General features: G+C 46.9%; 14 protein-coding genes. 3 read left to right on the top strand and 11 right to left on the bottom strand.

Annotated elements, in window-relative coordinates:
• Positions 1-78 precede the first annotated feature (78 nt).
• Positions 79-711 carry a cAMP-activated global transcriptional regulator CRP gene (gene crp, locus ACLIIY_RS17065; RefSeq protein WP_005381432.1) on the top strand — a complete coding sequence of 211 codons (633 nt, stop codon included), beginning with the start codon at positions 79-81 and terminating at the stop codon, positions 709-711.
• A 402-nt stretch (positions 712-1,113) separates the two neighbouring features.
• Here the strand turns inward: crp and ACLIIY_RS17060 are convergent, their stop codons facing one another.
• The 6 genes from ACLIIY_RS17060 to ACLIIY_RS17035 form a co-directional block, all read right to left on the bottom strand.
• The gene (locus ACLIIY_RS17060; RefSeq protein ID WP_434527941.1) at positions 1,114-1,905 is read right to left on the bottom strand and encodes a DUF1338 domain-containing protein; all 792 of its coding nucleotides are present in this window, start codon (positions 1,903-1,905) and stop codon (positions 1,114-1,116) included.
• A 262-nt stretch (positions 1,906-2,167) separates the two neighbouring features.
• Positions 2,168-3,625 (bottom strand): succinylglutamate-semialdehyde dehydrogenase, encoded by a 1,458-nt coding sequence (astD, locus tag ACLIIY_RS17055; protein ID WP_434527940.1) that lies wholly within the window; start codon positions 3,623-3,625, stop codon positions 2,168-2,170.
• A 28-nt stretch (positions 3,626-3,653) separates the two neighbouring features.
• The gene (gene astA, locus ACLIIY_RS17050; protein WP_005438349.1) at positions 3,654-4,673 is read right to left on the bottom strand and encodes an arginine N-succinyltransferase; all 1,020 of its coding nucleotides are present in this window, start codon (positions 4,671-4,673) and stop codon (positions 3,654-3,656) included.
• Between the two features lie 108 nt (positions 4,674-4,781).
• Positions 4,782-5,993, bottom strand: a complete 1,212-nt coding sequence (locus ACLIIY_RS17045; RefSeq protein WP_005432766.1) for an aspartate aminotransferase family protein — start codon at positions 5,991-5,993, stop codon at positions 4,782-4,784.
• Between the two features lie 361 nt (positions 5,994-6,354).
• A complete protein-coding gene (locus ACLIIY_RS17040; RefSeq protein ID WP_434528562.1) occupies positions 6,355-6,942 on the bottom strand; it encodes an aminodeoxychorismate/anthranilate synthase component II in 588 nt (195 codons plus the stop codon).
• Positions 6,943-7,131: 189 nt separating this feature from the next.
• Positions 7,132-10,080, bottom strand: a complete 2,949-nt coding sequence (locus tag ACLIIY_RS17035) for an ExeM/NucH family extracellular endonuclease (RefSeq protein ID WP_434527939.1) — start codon at positions 10,078-10,080, stop codon at positions 7,132-7,134.
• A gap of 528 nt (positions 10,081-10,608) precedes the next feature.
• Here ACLIIY_RS17035 and ACLIIY_RS17030 point away from each other — a divergent pair.
• The gene (locus ACLIIY_RS17030) at positions 10,609-10,983 is read left to right on the top strand and encodes a hypothetical protein (RefSeq protein ID WP_409593431.1); all 375 of its coding nucleotides are present in this window, start codon (positions 10,609-10,611) and stop codon (positions 10,981-10,983) included.
• Between the two features lie 62 nt (positions 10,984-11,045).
• On the opposite strand, the gene trpS is transcribed toward ACLIIY_RS17030, so the two are convergent.
• The 5 genes from trpS to nsrR form a co-directional block, all read right to left on the bottom strand.
• The gene (gene trpS, locus ACLIIY_RS17025) at positions 11,046-12,083 is read right to left on the bottom strand and encodes a tryptophan--tRNA ligase (protein WP_434527938.1); all 1,038 of its coding nucleotides are present in this window, start codon (positions 12,081-12,083) and stop codon (positions 11,046-11,048) included.
• A 116-nt stretch (positions 12,084-12,199) separates the two neighbouring features.
• Positions 12,200-12,886: a phosphoglycolate phosphatase gene (locus ACLIIY_RS17020; protein ID WP_005382834.1), complete on the bottom strand. Its 687-nt coding sequence runs from the start codon at positions 12,884-12,886 to the stop codon at positions 12,200-12,202.
• 124 nt (positions 12,887-13,010) lie between these two features.
• Entirely contained in the window at positions 13,011-13,754 is a 744-nt protein-coding gene (gene rlmB, locus ACLIIY_RS17015) for a 23S rRNA (guanosine(2251)-2'-O)-methyltransferase RlmB (RefSeq protein WP_005438340.1), read from the bottom strand.
• A gap of 72 nt (positions 13,755-13,826) precedes the next feature.
• On the bottom strand, positions 13,827-16,313 hold the full coding sequence (rnr, locus tag ACLIIY_RS17010) for a ribonuclease R (RefSeq protein WP_005438339.1): 2,487 nt from the start codon (positions 16,311-16,313) through the stop codon (positions 13,827-13,829).
• A gap of 117 nt (positions 16,314-16,430) precedes the next feature.
• On the bottom strand, positions 16,431-16,856 hold the full coding sequence (gene nsrR / locus ACLIIY_RS17005) for a nitric oxide-sensing transcriptional repressor NsrR (protein ID WP_038896625.1): 426 nt from the start codon (positions 16,854-16,856) through the stop codon (positions 16,431-16,433).
• 111 nt (positions 16,857-16,967) lie between these two features.
• On the opposite strand from nsrR, the gene hmpA reads away from it, so the two are divergent.
• On the top strand, positions 16,968-18,152 hold the full coding sequence (gene hmpA, locus ACLIIY_RS17000; protein ID WP_434527937.1) for an NO-inducible flavohemoprotein: 1,185 nt from the start codon (positions 16,968-16,970) through the stop codon (positions 18,150-18,152).
• Positions 18,153-18,236: the final 84 nt, after the last annotated feature.

Genomic DNA, 18,236 nt, shown 5'->3' with positions numbered 1-18,236 from the left:
TCTTATTCTAGTAGGCCAATTCAGGCTTAGCTAAAATATGGATAGCGCAAGCGTACCCTGCAGAGGAAGTGAGATATTATGGTTCTAGGTAAACCTCAAACCGACCCAACATTAGAGTGGTTTCTTTCACACTGTCATATTCATAAGTACCCATCAAAAAGCACGCTAATTCACGCGGGCGAAAAAGCAGAGACTTTGTACTACATCGTTAAAGGTTCTGTTGCGGTTCTTATCAAAGACGAAGAAGGTAAGGAAATGATCCTTTCTTACCTAAACCAGGGCGACTTCATTGGTGAACTTGGTCTATTCGAAGAAGACCAAGAGCGTACAGCTTGGGTTCGCGCTAAATCTCCTTGTGAAGTGGCTGAGATTTCTTTCAAAAAATTCCGTCAACTTATCCAAGTTAACCCAGACATCCTAATGCGCCTTTCTGCGCAGATGGCTCGTCGTCTACAAGTTACTAGCCAAAAAGTGGGTGACCTAGCGTTCCTAGACGTAACTGGTCGTATCGCTCAGACTCTTCTGAACCTTGCTAAACAGCCAGATGCGATGACGCACCCAGACGGCATGCAAATCAAGATCACTCGTCAAGAAATCGGTCAAATCGTTGGCTGTTCTCGTGAGACAGTAGGTCGTATCTTGAAGATGCTAGAAGAGCAGAACCTAATTTCTGCGCACGGTAAAACTATCGTTGTTTACGGGACTCGTTAATCTCGATTAACGTTTAAAAAATTTAAAAGCCACCAAATGCAAGTTTGGTGGCTTTTTTGTTTTTTGGAATCGGGAACGGAAAGCAAAGAATCGAGAATCGAGAATCGGGAACACTGCATTCCGAGAGCGGACTTCGTCCTTCGAGATGAAAAGACAAAGAGCCGAGAATCGGGAACGCTGCGCTTCAGGATCGGACTTCGTCCTTCGGGATTAAGCCCTCTCAGATTTCGAGTTTTCAACTCTCCCAAGACGAAGCGTTTCCGAATCCACAAGTCATAGCCCGTTCTGATATCCCAACAAACTCCAACCTTCAAAGCAGAAACATTCAGCTTTTCAGAATGCAAACTCTCTCGAAGCGAAGCGTTCCCGCATCTCTAGTACGTAGCACGTTCTCGATTCTTTCTACCCGTTAGTACTCTCGAAGATCTTATCTGCCGATGCAGCCACAAATCCTGGGTACAACTCACCATTATCCATTGGGTAGCGCTTAGCAAACTCGTAGAAGCCTCCAGGAATCACCTCAACGCCTTCAGTAAAGGTCACTGGCACTTTGTCTGCCATGGTCGATGATTGCTCTAGTAGCACCTCTGGCGTGCCTTTTACTTCACCGCCATTCTCGTTGATGGTGAACCCTACTGTACGTAGGTGGTCGTTCACTTGCTTTACTTCTTCATGCTGGTTGAGTTGATTCACACTCACTGTGAAGTGGTTTGCTCCGTAACCGTGCGCGGCAAGCCAAGAAGCGTATTCACTCTCTTTCGCCAAGATTTGGAAGTCAGCGTAACTGAGGTCCCACAAACGTCCGCCGTACAAAAAGTCACTGCCTGTCAGTTTAGAAGCATCAACCTGCTCTACCAGCTTATGAACAATGACTTGCAGCTCTGGTGAGCACTCATCCACTTTCAATTCACTGATGAAGACTTTTGGTTGTTTCGGATCTGGGTGCTCAAAATGTTTTGCCACCAGCTTTTTGCTTTCAAATACGTAGTCACCACAGGCTTTGTAACCCACCGCTAGGAATGGCTTCGCTAACGTTTCAATGCCTAGGGGAGCGACATTAAACGTACGTAGCGCAATATGGTCATTAATCAGAGGCTCATCTTCTTGAAGAAGTTGATGGACTTTAGCAGCGGAAGGGCAAAGACGTTGAATGTAGTCTTGCCATAGCGATTCAAATAACACATCGGGCGTCATAACGACTCCTTGTTATGAAATGTAGAGTTAGGGGTAAGAGGAAGTTGACCGCTCGTTCACAGCCCTAAAGCTGTCCAGAATCACGAACGAGCGGCCATCAACCTGTGACGGTATGTGTGGCATAAGTGCCAGTCAGTCAACACGCTCTGGAGAGTCTTAAGCTCGCCTTTGGCGTTTGCCAGCGCGCTTACCAGAATCCTAACTTGGTAAATAGCTCCGGCAGAGAAGCAGTGATACTTTGTCACCGCTTCGTATTTCTCTATTACAGGCTTACACCCGGGCTCAATGTGGCAGGCAAGACCGTCTCTTGTCCTTCCATTGATGCCATTGGGTACGCACAGTAGTCTGCTGCGTAGTAAGCACTTGGACGTAGGTTACCCGACGCCCCCGGACCACCAAATGGTGCATCACCACTTGCGCCTGTTAGCTGGCGGTTACGGTTCACGATGCCAGCACGAATGTGGTCAACGAAGTATTCCCACTCTTGATCGTCGGTTGAAACCAGACCTGCAGAAAGACCAAAGCGCGTATCGTTCGCCAGTTCTACCGCTTTCTCTAGCCCTTCGTAGCGCACCACTTGCAGAAGTGGACCGAAGTACTCTTCATCTGGCAACTCAGCAATGTTCGTCACATCGATGATGCCTGGAGAAACAAACGCCGCTTCGCCCGCTTTCGCTTCGATCAAGCTTTCACCACCCAGTGCTTGCAAGTTCGCTTGAGCATCGAGGATGAACTTAGCTGCCGCTACCGAAATTTGCGGTCCCATGAAAGGCGCAGGCTCTGCAAATGGTTGGTCTACGCGAATATTGAGTGTCGCTTCCACCAGCTTAGTAATGACGGCATCACCCTTGTCGCCAAATGGAATGTATAGACGACGAGCACAGGTACAGCGTTGTCCTGCACTGATGAAGGCAGATTGGATAATGGTGTAAACCGTTGCGTCTAGGTCGCCATAGTTATCCGAGATAACCATCGGGTTGTTGCCACCCATTTCAAGCGCCAGCATTTTGCCCGGCTGACCAGCAAACTGACGATGCAGAACATGACCTGTGTTTGCACTGCCAGTGAACAGCACGCCATCAATGCCTTTCGCATCTGCCAGCGCAATACCGGTTTCTTTCGCGCCTTGGACTAGGTTAATCACACCTTTTGGTAGACCGACCTCTTCCCACAGCTTCATAGCAAGTTCACCCGCCCATGGCGTTTGCTCAGACGGTTTGAAGACTACAGTGTTACCAGCCAGTAGTGCTGGCACGATGTGACCATTTGGCAGGTGACCTGGGAAGTTATAGGGACCAAACACTGCCATCACGCCTAGTGGACGATGACGCAATACAATTTGGTTGCCTGCGGCTTCACGTGTCGCTTCGCCAGTACGGTCGTGGTAAGCACGAATAGAAATCGCAATTTTACCTGCCATCGCAGCCGCTTCGGTACGTGTTTCCCAGATTGGCTTGCCGGTTTCTTTGGCAATCACTTCAGCGATTTTTTCGCTGTTCTCTTTTACTTTCTCTGCAAAAGCCAACACGATCGCTTCGCGCTCTGCGAATGGACGCTTCTTCCAATCAACAAACGCTTCACGCGCCGCAGATACCGCTTGGTTAACCTGCTCTGCGGTTGCGCCGCTACCTTGCCAGATCACTTCTTGGTTGTAAGGTGACAGAGACGTAAATGCTTCACCCTGACCTTGTACCCATTCACCTGCAATCCAATGTGTCATTGTTTCTATCCTTAAATTCTGTCGTCAGTTACTGCGGAAGAAGGCGAACAAAATCCCCTTCCTCAACCAAGAGTGCATCCGCCAATTCTGGTGCAAGCACTACGCTTTGCGTTTCTGCGTCATACGCTGCTTTTGCTGCCGCTGCTCGGAAGTTCTCGAATGACGAGTTACACATCAAGAAGTCTTGTGTGCTGGTGTGCTCCGAGATTTTGACTTGCGCGCGGAATGAATGGCGTACCGATTCGATATTACGTAAGTCACACTCCACCGTTGGACCACCATCGAAAATGTCGACGTATCCACGGTTGGTAAAACCTTCACGCTCAAGCAGCTTCAATGCTGGACGTGTGTTGTCGTGTACTTTACCAATCACAGCTTGCGCTTCTGGGCTCAGTAGGTTGATGTAGATTGGCAACTTCGGCATCAAGTCGGCGATAAAGCCTTTCTTGCCGATACCAGTTAGGTAATCCGCAAGCGTAAAATCGATTGAGAAGAAATGCTCTTGAAGCCACTGCCAGAATGGCGAGTTACCGTTCTCGTCTGATACGCCACGCATTTCAGCAAAGATGGTTTCCGAGAAACGTTCTGGGTGCTCTGCCATCATTAAGAAACGACACTTGGACATCAGACGCCCGTTCAAGCCACCACGGAATTTCTCACGTAGGAACAAGGTACAGATTTCGCTGTTACCCGTGTAGTTATTACCAAACGTCAGCAGCTTCACCACGTTGTTTACGCCAAGCTTTGGTGACGAGTGCACCACTTTGCTGATGTGGTAAGAATAAAAAGGCACATCCCAGCCGATCGAAGCTTCAATACCTGTGGTACCTGCCACTTCACCAGTTTCAGATTCAAAGCCCACCATTAGGTAGCCTTCATCACCGGCTTCCTTCACGTCAGGTTTGCCAAAACTGTATTCTGAGTGTTTGATTCGATTGGTTAACAGTTCTTCGTTAACCGGTAGAGATGTAAATCCATGACCTGACTCAACCGCACAGGTGTGCAGCGCGTCATAATCCGACATTGCGATAGGGCGAACTACTAGCATCAATACTCCCTCCAGATGCAAGAAGATCCTAACTATATTGTAGGAACAATACCCCCATCAGAGATCCTTGATGGGGGTGTCTAGGTTGACGATAAGCGGAGATCGCGCTTAAACCAGCGTTGCGATCGCTTTATCCAGCTTAGCCAAACCTTCTTCGATTTCTTGTTGTGTGATAACGAGTGATGGTGTGAAACGTACGACATTGGCACCCGCAACCAATACCATGAGACCTTGTTTACCTGCAGCAACCAATACGTCACGCGCACGACCTTGCCACTCTTCATTCAGTGCTGCACCAAGCAGTAGACCTTTACCACGCACTTCAGAGAAGATGTTGTATTTCGCGTTAATCTTCTCCAGACCTTCACGGAACATGGCTTCACGCTCTAGTACGCCAGCCAATACTTCTGGTTTTGTCACTTCATCAACAACCGCTTCTGCAACCGCACACGCTAGTGGGTTACCGCCGTAAGTTGAACCGTGCGTGCCCACTTTCATGTGCTCAGCCAGTTTTGCCGTCGTTAGCATGGCACCGATAGGGAAACCACCACCCAGTGATTTCGCTGTGCTTAGGATGTCTGGCGTGATGCCTAGACCTTGGTATGCGTAGAAGTGACCCGTACGACCGTTACCAGTTTGCACTTCATCGAAGATCAACAGTGCGTTGTGCTTGTCGCACAGCTCACGAACTGCTTGAGCGAACTCAGGTGTTGGTGGAATGATGCCACCCTCACCTTGCAGAGGCTCCATCATTACCGCACAAGTGCGGTCAGACATGTGTGCTTGTAGTGCTTCGATATCGTTGTAAGGAAGGTGTGTCACATCGCCTGGCTTAGGGCCGAAACCGTCTGAGTAAGCCGCTTGACCGCCTACCGTTACCGTGAAGAAAGTACGACCGTGGAAACCTTGTTTGAATGCGATGATTTCAGATTTCTCAGTACCATGAACGTCTGCTGCGTAACGACGAGCTAGCTTTAGTGCTGCTTCGTTTGCTTCTGCGCCAGAGTTAGCGAAGAACACGCGCTCAGCAAAGCTGACTTCTGTTAGCTTCTTCGCCAATCGCAATGCTGGCTCGTTAGTCATAACATTACTTAGGTGCCAAAGCTTGTTACCTTGCTCAGTCAATGCGTTCACCATAACTGGGTGACAATGACCAAGACAGCTCACCGCAATACCACCAGCAAAGTCGATGTATTCATTTCCGTTCTGATCCCAAATGCGTGAACCTTCACCTTTTACAGGGATCATTTCCATCGGGTTATAGCAAGGTACCATTACCTCATCGAATAAACCGCGCTCTACTTTGTTTTCCGTTGTCATTGCACATTCCTTCTTGATACCGCATGCCTAGCAGATAAGCGAATTTAACCGGCACTCTTTGCCAGCAAATAATGTTTTGCATTTAAGCTATTGCGGCATTGTATTTACATTTAATTAACCATTTCAATAGTGATTTATTCTTTTCGCTTTAGAGCGCAACCACCCATACTCACTATCTATGATTATTTATGCACCAAGAAACGTAAATAGAGAAGCGATTTTTTATAAAAGTTATGTATAGCAAGGTTTAGAAAGAAAGGAGAAAAATGAATAGCCGCCACCAAATAGACAGAACGCATAGTTTTGCATTCCCATTCTCAGGCGAAAAACATGAAGAATTTGTTAAGAAAGGTGATCGCGATCAGATCGCTTTGCGCGCAAGAAAGTTCGCAAGCAACTCGTGACCTTGTTCTGTCTTAATCGACTCAGGATGGAACTGTACCGCGTCAATTGGCAGGGTTTTATGCTGATAACCCATGATTTCGTCCATGGCTCCGTCAGGCAGTTCAGTCCAAGCGGTCAATTCAAACGCATCAGGTAACGTGCCATTTTTCACCACCAGAGAGTGGTAGCGGGTTACCGTCAGTGGGTTATTAAGGTTTTTAAACACACTGCGACCGTTGTGACGAATTGGTGAGGTCTTACCGTGCATCACTTGTCGAGCACGTACCACTTCCCCTCCAAACACCTGCGCAATCGCCTGATGGCCAAGACAAACGCCTAAGATTGGTAACTTACCAGCAAAGTATTCGATAGCTTGTAGAGAGATACCCGCTTCGTTAGGGGTACAGGGACCTGGAGAGATCACCAAATGAGTTGGGTTGAGCGCCTCAATGCCTTGGATGTCGATTTCATCGTTACGCACCACCTTTACGTCTGCACCAAGCTCGCAGAAGTATTGGTAAAGGTTGTAGGTAAAAGAATCGTAGTTATCGATGATCAACAACATAAAGGGTCGGTTGCTCCAATCCGTTTTGGCAATGCTTACGTAGTGAATCGCCACGTTCGTGACAATCAAGGGCGGTATTTTGCTATACCAAGCAAGAAAGGCAAGTTTTTGCTGAATAAAAAGGCCAGCATAGGCTGGCCTTTGGTCTTTACAGCTATTTAGGAACTGTTTGTCAGGAAATAAATTCGCTTAGCGGCGACGGCGGAATAAGCCTAGACCTAGCAGCGCAATTAGCGCACCAAAGCCAAATGAACCACCATCATCATCGTCTGATGGGTTAGTGCTCGACGGCTCTAGCGTAACATCGCGAGAATCACTGAACTTAACCGTGTTACCGGTAGAATCTGTCACTTTCTCTTCTAGAACGTACTGGCCTTCCGTTGGTGCTTTGTCGAATTCCACACTCACGCGACGAGCATCAATGTCCGTTTGTGTCAGAGTTGCACTCGCTTCGTAACCATCAGCATCTGACGTTGACGACGCCGCTTGAGTTGCTTCCGTTAGGCTTACTGTCACGATATCCCCCACAACTGCGTTTGGTGGCAGACGTACTTCCACTGCTAAGTTTTCACCTGAGCTTGGTAGATCGATGTCTGTATCTGGGAAATCAATCGCGATGATCACAGGATCGTGGTCAGACGCCGAGAACGCATCTTTGTACTTCGGCATATCACCTGTGTACTTGCTGCTGTATTCGAACAAGTTACTTTCTAGTGAGTTGATGTGCCAATCTTCAATCGCCACCACTTTTTGTGCCAAGCTGTTGCTCGCCAACGCGTGGTCTAGGTTGCCTAGCTCACCAGAGTAGGTGTATGAGAAGGTGTCTGCGCCGTGAAGTACCGTGTTTAGGTTATGGTAACCGTAGCCTTTTTCAATTTTGGTCTTCTCGACTTGAAGCTCACCACCACCAATGGTTGTGTAAGCAGCTGTGTAGATGTCACGGCCGTATTTCTCTTTCGAGTAATCAGTCAGTGTAAGCAGAGGATCTTCCATGCCATACGCATTTAGGTCACCCATTACTAGCACATCACCTTCAATGCCTTTCAGAGCGTCACCCACAACATTGGCTGCAGAAACACGGAAGTTGTTACAGTTGCCTTGCAGATCCGCCGGCTCAGAGTCTTCTACACCCGCAATCCACTCTTCAATACATTCAGAACCTTTCGATTTGAAGTGGTTAACAACAACAGACAGATCTTTACCTGTCTCTTTCACCGTGAAGGTTTGTAACAAGCTATGACGTTGGTATTTGTCGTAAGCAGGGTTGCCTTCCGCACCGTCATTACGCGTAATGGTGTTTTCTTCGATGTGCTGCTCTGGCGTCACAATCACTTTCGCAGCTTCTTTTGGCGTCACTTCGTTTGCGCGGTATAGGATCGCCACCATGATCGCATCGCTACCAAAGTATTCGTCTTGGTATTTGTCTTGATCCGCGATTTCAACGTAAGTGTAATGATCTTCTGCATCTTCGATTTCAGCATTCAATGCGTCAACCAAGTTCTTCACTGCACTGCTGTCACCAAAGCCATTGTTCTCGACTTCCATCAAACCAATAATGTCAGCGTCCATCTTGTTCATCGCCGCAACGATTTTCGCTTGTTGGATCAGGAACTCGTCTAGGTTAGTCGCACCACGGTTTTGTCCGGTTGGGTTTTCATGGCCACTGTCAGCCACAGAGTTGAAGTAGTTTAGTACGTTGAAGCTGGCGATACGCAAATCTGAATCCGCAATCGCTGGAGCATCTTTACGAGCCACGTCGAAGCCTTCACCTGAAGTCACGAAGTTGGTGTTATCAACTTCATTGGTCGCAATCAGGCGGTATTCATTGTAGCTGTATGCCACTACGCCCTGCAGACCTTCTACTCGCGAACCAAGGCGAATGTGCTGCTCAGAAGAGCCATCTTGGTCTGCATCTTTCGCAAAGTCAGGGTAGTAAGGGATTTGGCCGTTTGGTGCTTTGCCATCAGATTCTAGGTATACGCGGTTCGCTGCGTTGTCTTTTGCAAGCTCAACGGCAGCATCACTCTCTGCAGCGTGCAATTGAGTCGGCTTAAACAGTGGCGCTTCATGAGACAGCATCATGTTGTTACGACGTGAATCGTAGTCGTAAGAGAAGTTGCGAGTTACAAACAGGTCACTTGCCGAGGTCAGTTCAACTTGCATGCCTTCATGACGCTCTAGCGCATCACGTAGTGTCTCACCTTCTTTGATAACAAGATCGGTAACTAGAGGAATATCCGATGTGCCTGTTTTCACATAGCTGTTAGCATCAGAAGCTAGCTGAGTATTGCTGTAGTACTCTTGAACTTTACCTTTCACACAAACAACGTCACCAGCTTTTAGCTCCGTGTCTGCCGCGTCAGTATGAATGAACAAGCCCTCTGAGGTCTTGTCGTTGTTATCACTTTCTAGTGCTTGTAGGTAGAAGCCTTTGGTTAGGCCAGTGGTAACAGCAGTCACGACACCAGTTACGAAATGATCTTCGTCGGTAATGTATGGGTAACCATCAATGAATGGAGACGTATCGCCTTCACCTTGAATATCTTGGATAGTAGTGAAGTTAGGTTGCTGACCGTCTACTTCACAAGCGAATGGTGCTGGTGGCTCAGTCGCATTTAACTCACCAAGGCCGTCAATGTTGTCTTTCTCAAATGCCGTCCACTGAGATGCATCATAAGTAGCAGAAGGGGTTAGTGCATCACTGTTACGAACTAATGTGGTGTCTTTACCAAAATCTACGTCACCCATCACACCGATGATGTCGTGCACTTCACCATCTTTAAGCAGTGCGATCGGATCATCACCGTTAAAGTTCGCGACGCTTTTATCTGTGATATCTGCGACAGCTTTGATGGCGTCGCTCGCGTCACCATGCGCCAGTACATACACTTGGTTAGCTTGTAGCGTCACTTGGCTAAGATCGAGTGTGCTACCCCAAGTACCGCCACCGTTTGATGATTTCGCTAGCTCGTAACCAGTTAGCGTTACCGCTGCATCGCCTGTGTTCGCGATCTCTACTGCTTTGTTGTATGAACCACCTTCTACATACTGAGAGATGATAATTTCTGCGTTAGCGTTAGCACTAAGCGCGCTAGCAATCGTCAGTGCCAGTAAAGAGGGTTTGATTAACGTATCCATTGTCGTACCTGATATTTATTTAAATGCAAACTAAGCCCTAAGCAGAGCCCACCATTTGCGCCTACTATCAGGTTTATTTATGAAATAAATAAGAAAGACCAGTAAAAGCCGTGAAATAAATCACATGTGGATACGTAAAATTATGCCAGGGCTGTTCATTTAAACAGTTTTTGTAACAAATACAGTAACTAAACCAATAAAGAGCTAGAATTAGACTTATTACTCAGTTTTATATTTCTCAACATGTTATGTGAATATCTGGATATTTATTTTGAATTCACTTCATTCTAGTAACCCAAACCAAATATTAATTAATGCTAATTTAGAATAACAAAACTTATTATTTCCTTCCTTTTTACCGTGTGAATCAAAATAAGCTTTCTGGTTATTTAAGCCTGTTAAGTTCAAATTTTTATAAATCAAACATCATTTTCACCACACAACACTAGCCAAATCCATAATCACTCGTTATAAAACCCGCAAGAGACAGAGAACAAGGTCTCCAATAACGACTATCAGGATAAGAAAATGAAACAATTTCAGCAGATTGCGCTAGCCCTTTCGGCTTCAATGTTAATGGCGGGGTGTCAATTGACCTCGAGTGAGCCCATCGAACCAAGCACCTCTGAGCATCTGGTCGAAGTGGCTAAGCAAGAACTCAGTGAGTTCGAAATGTTTAAAGTAAGTGATAATGGCTTAATCACCTATACCGCCCGATTGCCTGGCCCTGGCTACTATTGGAAACCCGCAAGGATAAAAGAAATCAGTTATGAAATATCATGTATTGAGTTGAGCTATTTCGTCGATCGCGGGCTCGTCGTAAAGTCAGAGTTCTTGGGAAAAAGAGGACGTGTGGAGTATTACGATATGGAACGCTGCGAACAAGACACTCCATTCCAGTAATACAAGTATAAAAAAAGCTCCACCGATGGTGGAGCTCTTAAATTCTGAACGCTCTTTAGCAACTATGGGCGAGCAACAAAACCTACTGCTTCGTACGCTTTCTTCAACGTTTCAGCCGCACGTGCCGATGCTTTCTCAGCGCCTTGCTTCATGACTTCGTTCATGTAAGCGCGGTCAGCACGGATACGGTGGTATTCAGCTTGAATAGGCTCAAGCATAGTAACTAGAGCTTCACCAACGTCTTTCTTGAATGGACCGTACATTTCAACGCCTTGGTATTTCGCTTCAATCTCTTCAAAGCTCATACCTGTTGCCGCAGAGTACAGACCCATTAGGTTAGAGATACCTGCCTTGTTGTCCCAATCGTGAGCGATACGAGGTGGTGTTTCTGTGTCAGTTTGCGCTTTGTTGATCTTCTTAATGATCGACTTAGGCTCTTCCAACAGCGTGATAACGTTCTTACGGTTGTCATCAGATTTAGACATCTTCTTCGTTGCGTCTTGAAGGCTCATTACACGCGCGTTTACCGTCGGAATGTAAGGCTCTGGCACTTGGAAGATTGGCCGCTCTGGTGAGTAGATGTTGTTAAAGCGGTTAGCAATATCACGCGCTAGCTCTAGGTGTTGCTTCTGGTCGCTACCTACAGGCACTTGGTGCGCGCCGTAAAGCAGGATGTCTGCCGCCATCAGTACTGGGTAGTCAAACAGACCCACGTTTACATCACCAAACTGGCTTGAGCTGTCGTTTGAGTAACGTGCAGATTTGTCTTTAAACTGCGTCATTCGACCCAGTTCACCCATTTGAGTGTAACAGTTAAGAAGCCAACCAAGTTGAGCATGCTCTGGTACGTGTGACTGAACAAATAGCGTGCTCTTCTTCGGGTCAACACCAACTGCCAGACAGATCGCCAGTGCGTCTAGAGTCGCTTCATGCAGCGCTTTAGGGTCCTGACGAACCGTAATAGCGTGAAGGTCTACCACACAGTATTGGCAATCATAATCGTCTTGCATCTGCTGCCATTGACGTAGAGCACCCAAGTAGTTACCGATACTTAGTTCACCTGAAGGTTGAACACCACTCAATACAATGGGTTTGCTCATTAGAATGATTCCTTTGACTTCTTAATCTAATTAAATGAAAAAAACCGTGCAGTAATAGGTGCACGGTTTACTCAGTGTACTCATTAACGAGTATTTTGGAAGCTCTTTTGTAGCCGTTATGCAGAAACCGCTACAACGTCCAATAATTCTGCCAAACTGTCAGCGACGAAATCTGGATTTGATGCAGAAATCGGTTCACCGTGGTTGTAACCATATGTCAGACCAAATGAGGCGCAACCTGCGTTCTTCGCTGCAAGAATGTCGTTTTTCGAGTCGCCAACCATCAGCATTTCACTAGGTTGGATTTGGTGTTTTTCCATCAGCCAATTCAGTGCGACTGGGTTTGGTTTTTTCTCTGGGAATGCATCACCGCCAAGAACATCAACGAAGTATTTTGCGATGTCGTGCTTTTCCAAAACGTCAGGCACAAACTTTGAAGGTTTGTTGGTCACCAACGCCATAACAAAACCCGCTTTATGCAGCTCTGCTAGTGTCTCTTTTACCGTTGGGTAAAGGTGACTTAGCTTGTGACCGCTTTGCTCGTAGTAATCATCAAACAGTACACGCGCTTTTGCACGAAGCTCTTCGCTCAACTCTGGATTGATAGTCAAGCTTTGGCTTAGTGAGCGTCCAATCAGCACGTCTGCACCGTTACCAACATAGTCACGAACCTGCTCTTCTGAAACAGATGGAAAACCAAGTGCTTGAACGGCTTGGTCTGCCGCAACCGCTAGATCCGGCACGCTATCAAGCAAAGTACCGTCTAGGTCAAAGGCAATGAATTTAATGTCTTGTTGAGTCATAACTTCCCTGAAGATTTTTATTTATAAATCGGTGAAAACGACAAAGGATGGCACCCCATCCTTTGTTTTTATCATTATGTCTGAATTTGCAGTAACTATTTGTTTATTAAAACTTGTTTAGCAATTACTTTGCAGCAATACGCTGACGAACCGCTTCAAACAAACAAATACCTGACGCCACTGATACGTTCAAACTTGAAACGCTGCCAGCCATTGGGATCTTAATCAAATCGTCACAGGTTTCGCGAGTTAGACGACGCATACCGTCACCTTCTGCACCCATTACGATAGCAAGAGGGCCCGTCAGTTTTGCTTGGTAGATGTCGTGCGTTGCTTCGCCCGCCGTACCAACAAACCAGATACCTTGCTCTTGCAGTGTACGCATAGTACGAGCCAAGTTAGTCACTCGGATCAATGGCACGACTTCAGCTGCACCACAAGCCACTTTGCTTACGGTTGCGTTCATCGGTGCAGAACGATCTTTCGGTACGATGATCGCCGCTACGCCAGCTGCGTCTGCATTACGTAGGCAAGCACCTAGGTTGTGTGGATCAGTCACGCCATCCAATACCAATAGTAGCGGTGATTCATGCTGCGCTAGGATGCCATCAATGTCATTTTCATTAAGCTGTTTCGCAGCTTTAACACGAGCAATGATGCCTTGGTGGTTAGCACCGTGCGCTTTGTCGTCTAGCGTTTTACGCGTCATTTGTTGAATCGAAACACCACAAACCTGAAGGTCATTCAGGATTGGCATTAAACGATCGTCTTGGCGGCCTTTTAGGACGTATGCTTCGATAAAACGCTCTGGTTCGCGTTCTAATACCGCTTTCACTGCGTGAATGCCGTAAATAAATTCGTTACTCATTGTTTAACCTGTTGTTCTGGTCGTCTTGCCTTCACCAATCTACTCCTTTTCGGACTAGATTAGCGCTTCAGCCTACTCAGCGTCGCTCTTAGTACGCTTAGTCTTTCTCGGCTTACTGTGTGGCTTTTTCTTGCGTGCTTTCTTCGGCTTTTTCGTACCTTCAGCGTCACCGCGTTTCGCGCTACCTTTGCGAGCACTGCCTGCTTCCGCAGGTTCTGGGTGCTTGGTCGGTTCAATCATCGGCTTCGCGCGAGTACCGCCTTTGGTTGCCGCACGCTTTTTCTCTTTTGCTTTGCGTTTGGCATCTGCTGCGCGTTTCTTCGCAGTCTTACCTTTGCCGCGTAGCTTACGGCTTGTTTCGATTAATTCAAAGTCAATTTGCTTGTCATTTAAGTTAACCGCAAGCACTTTCACTTTCACCGCATCGCCTAGACGATAGATGTTACCGAAGCTTTCACCGATAAGTCTTTGACCAATCGGATCAAATTGGTAGTAGTCGTTCGCTAGCGTTGAAATGTGCACCAAACCATCGATATGCAGCTCAGTCAGACGAACAAAGAAACCAAAACTGGTTACATTGGCAATAACACCATCCAGCTCGTCGCCAACATGGTCCTGCATGTATTCACACTTCAACCAATCAGCTACTTCACGAGTTGCGTCGTCTGCACGGCGCTCTGTCATCGAACATTGCTCACCGTAGAAGTCCATGTCGTCAAACGAGTAGTGGTAACCGCCAGTTGGTGTCCAACGATCTTGGTTGCGACCTTCTTCTTTAGCAATCAGGTACTTGATTGCGCGGTGCAACAGTAGGTCTGGGTAACGACGAATTGGCGACGTGAAGTGTGCGTAACGTTTCAGCGCGAGACCAAAGTGACCGGCATTGTCTGCGTTGTAGACCGCTTGCTTCATTGAGCGCAGCAGCATGGTTTGAATCAGTTCTTTGTCCTGACGTTCTGCGATTTGTTTTACCAAATCAGCGTAGTCGGTTGGTGATGGCTCTAGACCACCTTTCAGATCCAGACCTAGCTCACTGAGGAAGTCACGGAAACCCTGCAGGCGCAGTTCACCCGGAGATTCGTGAACACGGTACAACGCTGGCTCTTTCGCTTTCTCAACGTAAGACGCTGAAGCGATGTTCGCTAGGATCATACACTCTTCGATGATCTTATGTGCGTCGTTACGAATTACCGGCTCGATGCTTTCAATCTTACGATCCGCGTTGAAGATGAACTTAGCTTCAACGGTCTCGAATTCAATCGCACCACGGTTATCACGCGCTTCTTTAAGGACTTTGTACATCGCGTGCAGCTCTTCAAGGTGAGGAACGACAGCGTGATAACGCATGCGTAGCTCTTCATCCCCTTCTAGAATCGCGCCCACTTTGTTGTAAGTCAGACGAGCGTGCGAGTTCATCACGGCTTCGTAGTGCTTGTAGCCCGATAGTTTCCCCGTCTCTGAGATGGTCATTTCACACACCATACACAGACGATCAACTTGTGGGTTAAGTGAACATAAGCCGTTTGATAGTACTTCAGGTAGCATTGGCACTACTTGAGATGGGAAGTACACTGAGTTACCACGGTTGATGGCTTCTTTATCCAGCGCAGAGTCTGTACGTACGTAGTAACTTACGTCAGCAATTGCGACCCATAGACGCCAACCGCCGCTCTTTTTCTTCTCACAGTAAACCGCATCATCAAAGTCACGAGCGTCTTCGCCATCAATGGTTACTAGCGGCAAGTCACGTAGATCGACACGACCTTCTTTTGCTTCTTCCGGAACTTCTTCGCCCAGATTTTCGATCTGTTTATCGACGGCTGCTGGCCAATCGTGGGGAATTTGGTGGGTGCGGATTGCTATTTGCGTTTCCATACCCGGCGCCATGTTCTCGCCAAGAACTTCAACCACTTTACCCATCATGCCACGTGAACGAGAACCGCGATCAGTAATCTCAATAACGACCACATTACCCATACGAGCACCTGCTTTGTGCTCATTTGGGATCAGAATATCTTGGCTAATGCGAGAGTCATCAGGCACAACGTATGAGTAGCCGTATTCAAGGAAGAAACGACCTACGATCTGCGTGTTGCGCTCTTCTAACACGCGAACAAGACGACCTTCACGACGACCACGCTTGCTGTTGTCAGTTGGTTGCACCAACACGTAGTCACCATGGATGATGTGCTTCATCTGATGGTGCGGCAGTACAATGTCATTATCCTTGCCGACACTGCCTTCAGGACGAACCCAACCATGACCATCTTTGTGGCCAATTACGTAACCTTTCACCATCTCTAGTTTTTCTGGTAGCGCATAGCATTGACGGCGTGTAAACACGAGCTGTCCATCACGCTCCATTGCACGCAGTCGACGGCGTAAACCTTCGTATTGTTCTTCACCTTCTAGCTTTAATGCTTCGAACAAATCATTGCGATTCATCGGCACACCAGCTTGCTGTAGAAACTCGGTGATGAACTCTCGGCTTGGAATTGGGTTTTCGTAATTTTTGGATTCACGATCTGCGAAAGGATCGTTTGGAATATTGTCTGACATAGGCACGCCTATCTAGCAAGGAAGGTATAGAGCTAGTATATCCGAGTCTCTCGATAAGCTACAGAAATTGCTTTAAAAAAGAGTGTCAGTAAGAAGATTTATAAAGCGTTAAGAAGACTAAGGACGAGCAAGTAAGATCAGCAGTTCAGAATTGTCACTTAACAGCTCTTCAATCGTGCAACCATCCAATTCAGTCAAAAACGCCATTTTCGCTTTTGCTAACTTTTCTTTAAGACGACACGCCGGCGTGATGTGACAAAATTCTACGGAGCAATTGACCAAATCTAATGGCTCTAAATCACGCACCACACCACCAACTGTGATTTCTTTAGGTGCTTTCAGTAATCGAATACCACCATTTTTTCCGCGTACCGTATGCACATAACCAAGCTGACCAAGACGGTTGATCACTTTCACCATATGGTTACGTGATACACCAAATAAATCAGTCACTTCGGTAATGTTTGTTAGCTCATCTTTTGGCAATGAAGCCAAGTAAATCAAGGTTCTGAGCGCATAATCGGTAAAGCTAGTTAACTGCATGTTGCTATCCTCTGTAGTAGCAAAATTGTAATTCTTTTCTTGATCGAAAGATACATTTGAGATACAACTTTAAACATGCATTACAAATACAACTTTAAATAGGAAGCCATTATGCTCAGCAACCAAACCATTGATATCGTGAAAGCAACAGCTCCACTTCTTGCAGAAACCGGCCCGAAGTTAACGGCGCACTTTTACGATCGCATGTTCACCCATAACCCTGAGTTGAAAGACATTTTCAACATGAGCAACCAGCGTAATGGTGACCAACGTGAAGCTCTATTTAATGCAATCTGCGCTTACGCAACCAACATCGATAACCTACCAGCACTACTTGGTGCTGTAGAGAAAATCGCGCACAAGCACACCAGCTTTATGATCACTAAAGATCAGTACCAAATCGTTGGTACACATCTACTTGCGACGATCGACGAGTTGTTCTCTCCGGGTCAGGAAGTGATTGATGCATGGGCAGAAGCTTATGGCGTGCTGGCCAATGTATTTATTCAGCGTGAAGAGCAAATCTACCAAGAGAATACAGCACTGCAAGGTGGCTGGCGTGGTCTGCGTGAATTTGAGTTGGTGGGTAAACAGCTTGAGAGTGAAAACATCTGTAGCTTTGTTTTCAAACCAACCGATGGTGAAGTGGTTTCTGAGTACAAACCGGGTCAATACCTAGGTATCTACATCAACAGTGATAAGTTCGAAAACCAAGAGATTCGCCAATACAGCCTCTCCTCTGCGGTTCAAGAGAACACTTACCGTATCTCGGTAAAACGTGAAGAAGGCGGTAAAGTATCGAACTTCCTTCACGATGAATTGAACATCGGCGATAAGGTGCAACTTGCCGCACCTGCGGGTGATTTCTTTATGGATGTGGACGCGACTACACCGGTTGTTTTGGTGTCAGCGGGCGTAGGTCTAACTCCGACTCTATCGATGCTTGAGAGCCTTTCTGAGCACCAAGCGCCAGTAACATGGGTGCACGCTGCAGAAAACGGTCAACAACATGCATTCAAACAGCACGTAAACCAGATCGTGAATGCTAAAGAGAACATGAACTCGTTGGTTTGGTACAACCAACCAACAGCAGAAGACAAGATTGGTGAAGACTTCCACTTCACAGGCTTCGTCAACCTAAATGAAATTGAAGCAGCCCTTAAGCAAGACAACGTACAAGTCTACTTCTGTGGCCCTGTTGGATTTATGCAGCACGTCGCGAAACAATTGCTTGAGCTTGGTGTAGCGCAAGAGCAGTTCCATTACGAGTGCTTCGGCCCACACAAAGTCGTTTAATCGCCTGCGATTACGCTTCGGGAAAAACAACAAAGCCCACATGGTGTGGGCTTTGTTGTATCTATTGGCAGAGATTTATGAAGT

The sequence above is a fragment of the Vibrio sp. K4 genome (assembly GCF_051122595.1).
Classification (GTDB): Bacteria; Pseudomonadota; Gammaproteobacteria; order Enterobacterales; family Vibrionaceae; genus Vibrio; species Vibrio owensii.
Note: the sequence above shows the minus strand (reverse complement) of the source record. Positions and strands in the feature narration are given on the sequence as shown.

Coding starts and splice junctions, on each gene's coding strand:
- crp (WP_005381432.1), top strand. CDS start 79: ATGGTTCTAGGTAAACCTCAAACCGACCCAACATTAGAGTGGTTTCTT.
- ACLIIY_RS17060 (WP_434527941.1), bottom strand. CDS start 1,905: ATGACGCCCGATGTGTTATTTGAATCGCTATGGCAAGACTACATTCAA.
- astD (WP_434527940.1), bottom strand. CDS start 3,625: ATGACACATTGGATTGCAGGTGAATGGGTACAAGGTCAGGGTGAAGCA.
- astA (WP_005438349.1), bottom strand. CDS start 4,673: ATGCTAGTAGTTCGCCCTATCGCAATGTCGGATTATGACGCGCTGCAC.
- ACLIIY_RS17045 (WP_005432766.1), bottom strand. CDS start 5,993: ATGACAACGGAAAACAAAGTAGAGCGCGGTTTATTCGATGAGGTAATG.
- ACLIIY_RS17040 (WP_434528562.1), bottom strand. CDS start 6,942: ATGTTGTTGATCATCGATAACTACGATTCTTTTACCTACAACCTTTAC.
- ACLIIY_RS17035 (WP_434527939.1), bottom strand. CDS start 10,080: ATGGATACGTTAATCAAACCCTCTTTACTGGCACTGACGATTGCTAGC.
- ACLIIY_RS17030 (WP_409593431.1), top strand. CDS start 10,609: ATGAAACAATTTCAGCAGATTGCGCTAGCCCTTTCGGCTTCAATGTTA.
- trpS (WP_434527938.1), bottom strand. CDS start 12,083: ATGAGCAAACCCATTGTATTGAGTGGTGTTCAACCTTCAGGTGAACTA.
- ACLIIY_RS17020 (WP_005382834.1), bottom strand. CDS start 12,886: ATGACTCAACAAGACATTAAATTCATTGCCTTTGACCTAGACGGTACT.
- rlmB (WP_005438340.1), bottom strand. CDS start 13,754: ATGAGTAACGAATTTATTTACGGCATTCACGCAGTGAAAGCGGTATTA.
- rnr (WP_005438339.1), bottom strand. CDS start 16,313: ATGTCAGACAATATTCCAAACGATCCTTTCGCAGATCGTGAATCCAAA.
- nsrR (WP_038896625.1), bottom strand. CDS start 16,856: ATGCAGTTAACTAGCTTTACCGATTATGCGCTCAGAACCTTGATTTAC.
- hmpA (WP_434527937.1), top strand. CDS start 16,968: ATGCTCAGCAACCAAACCATTGATATCGTGAAAGCAACAGCTCCACTT.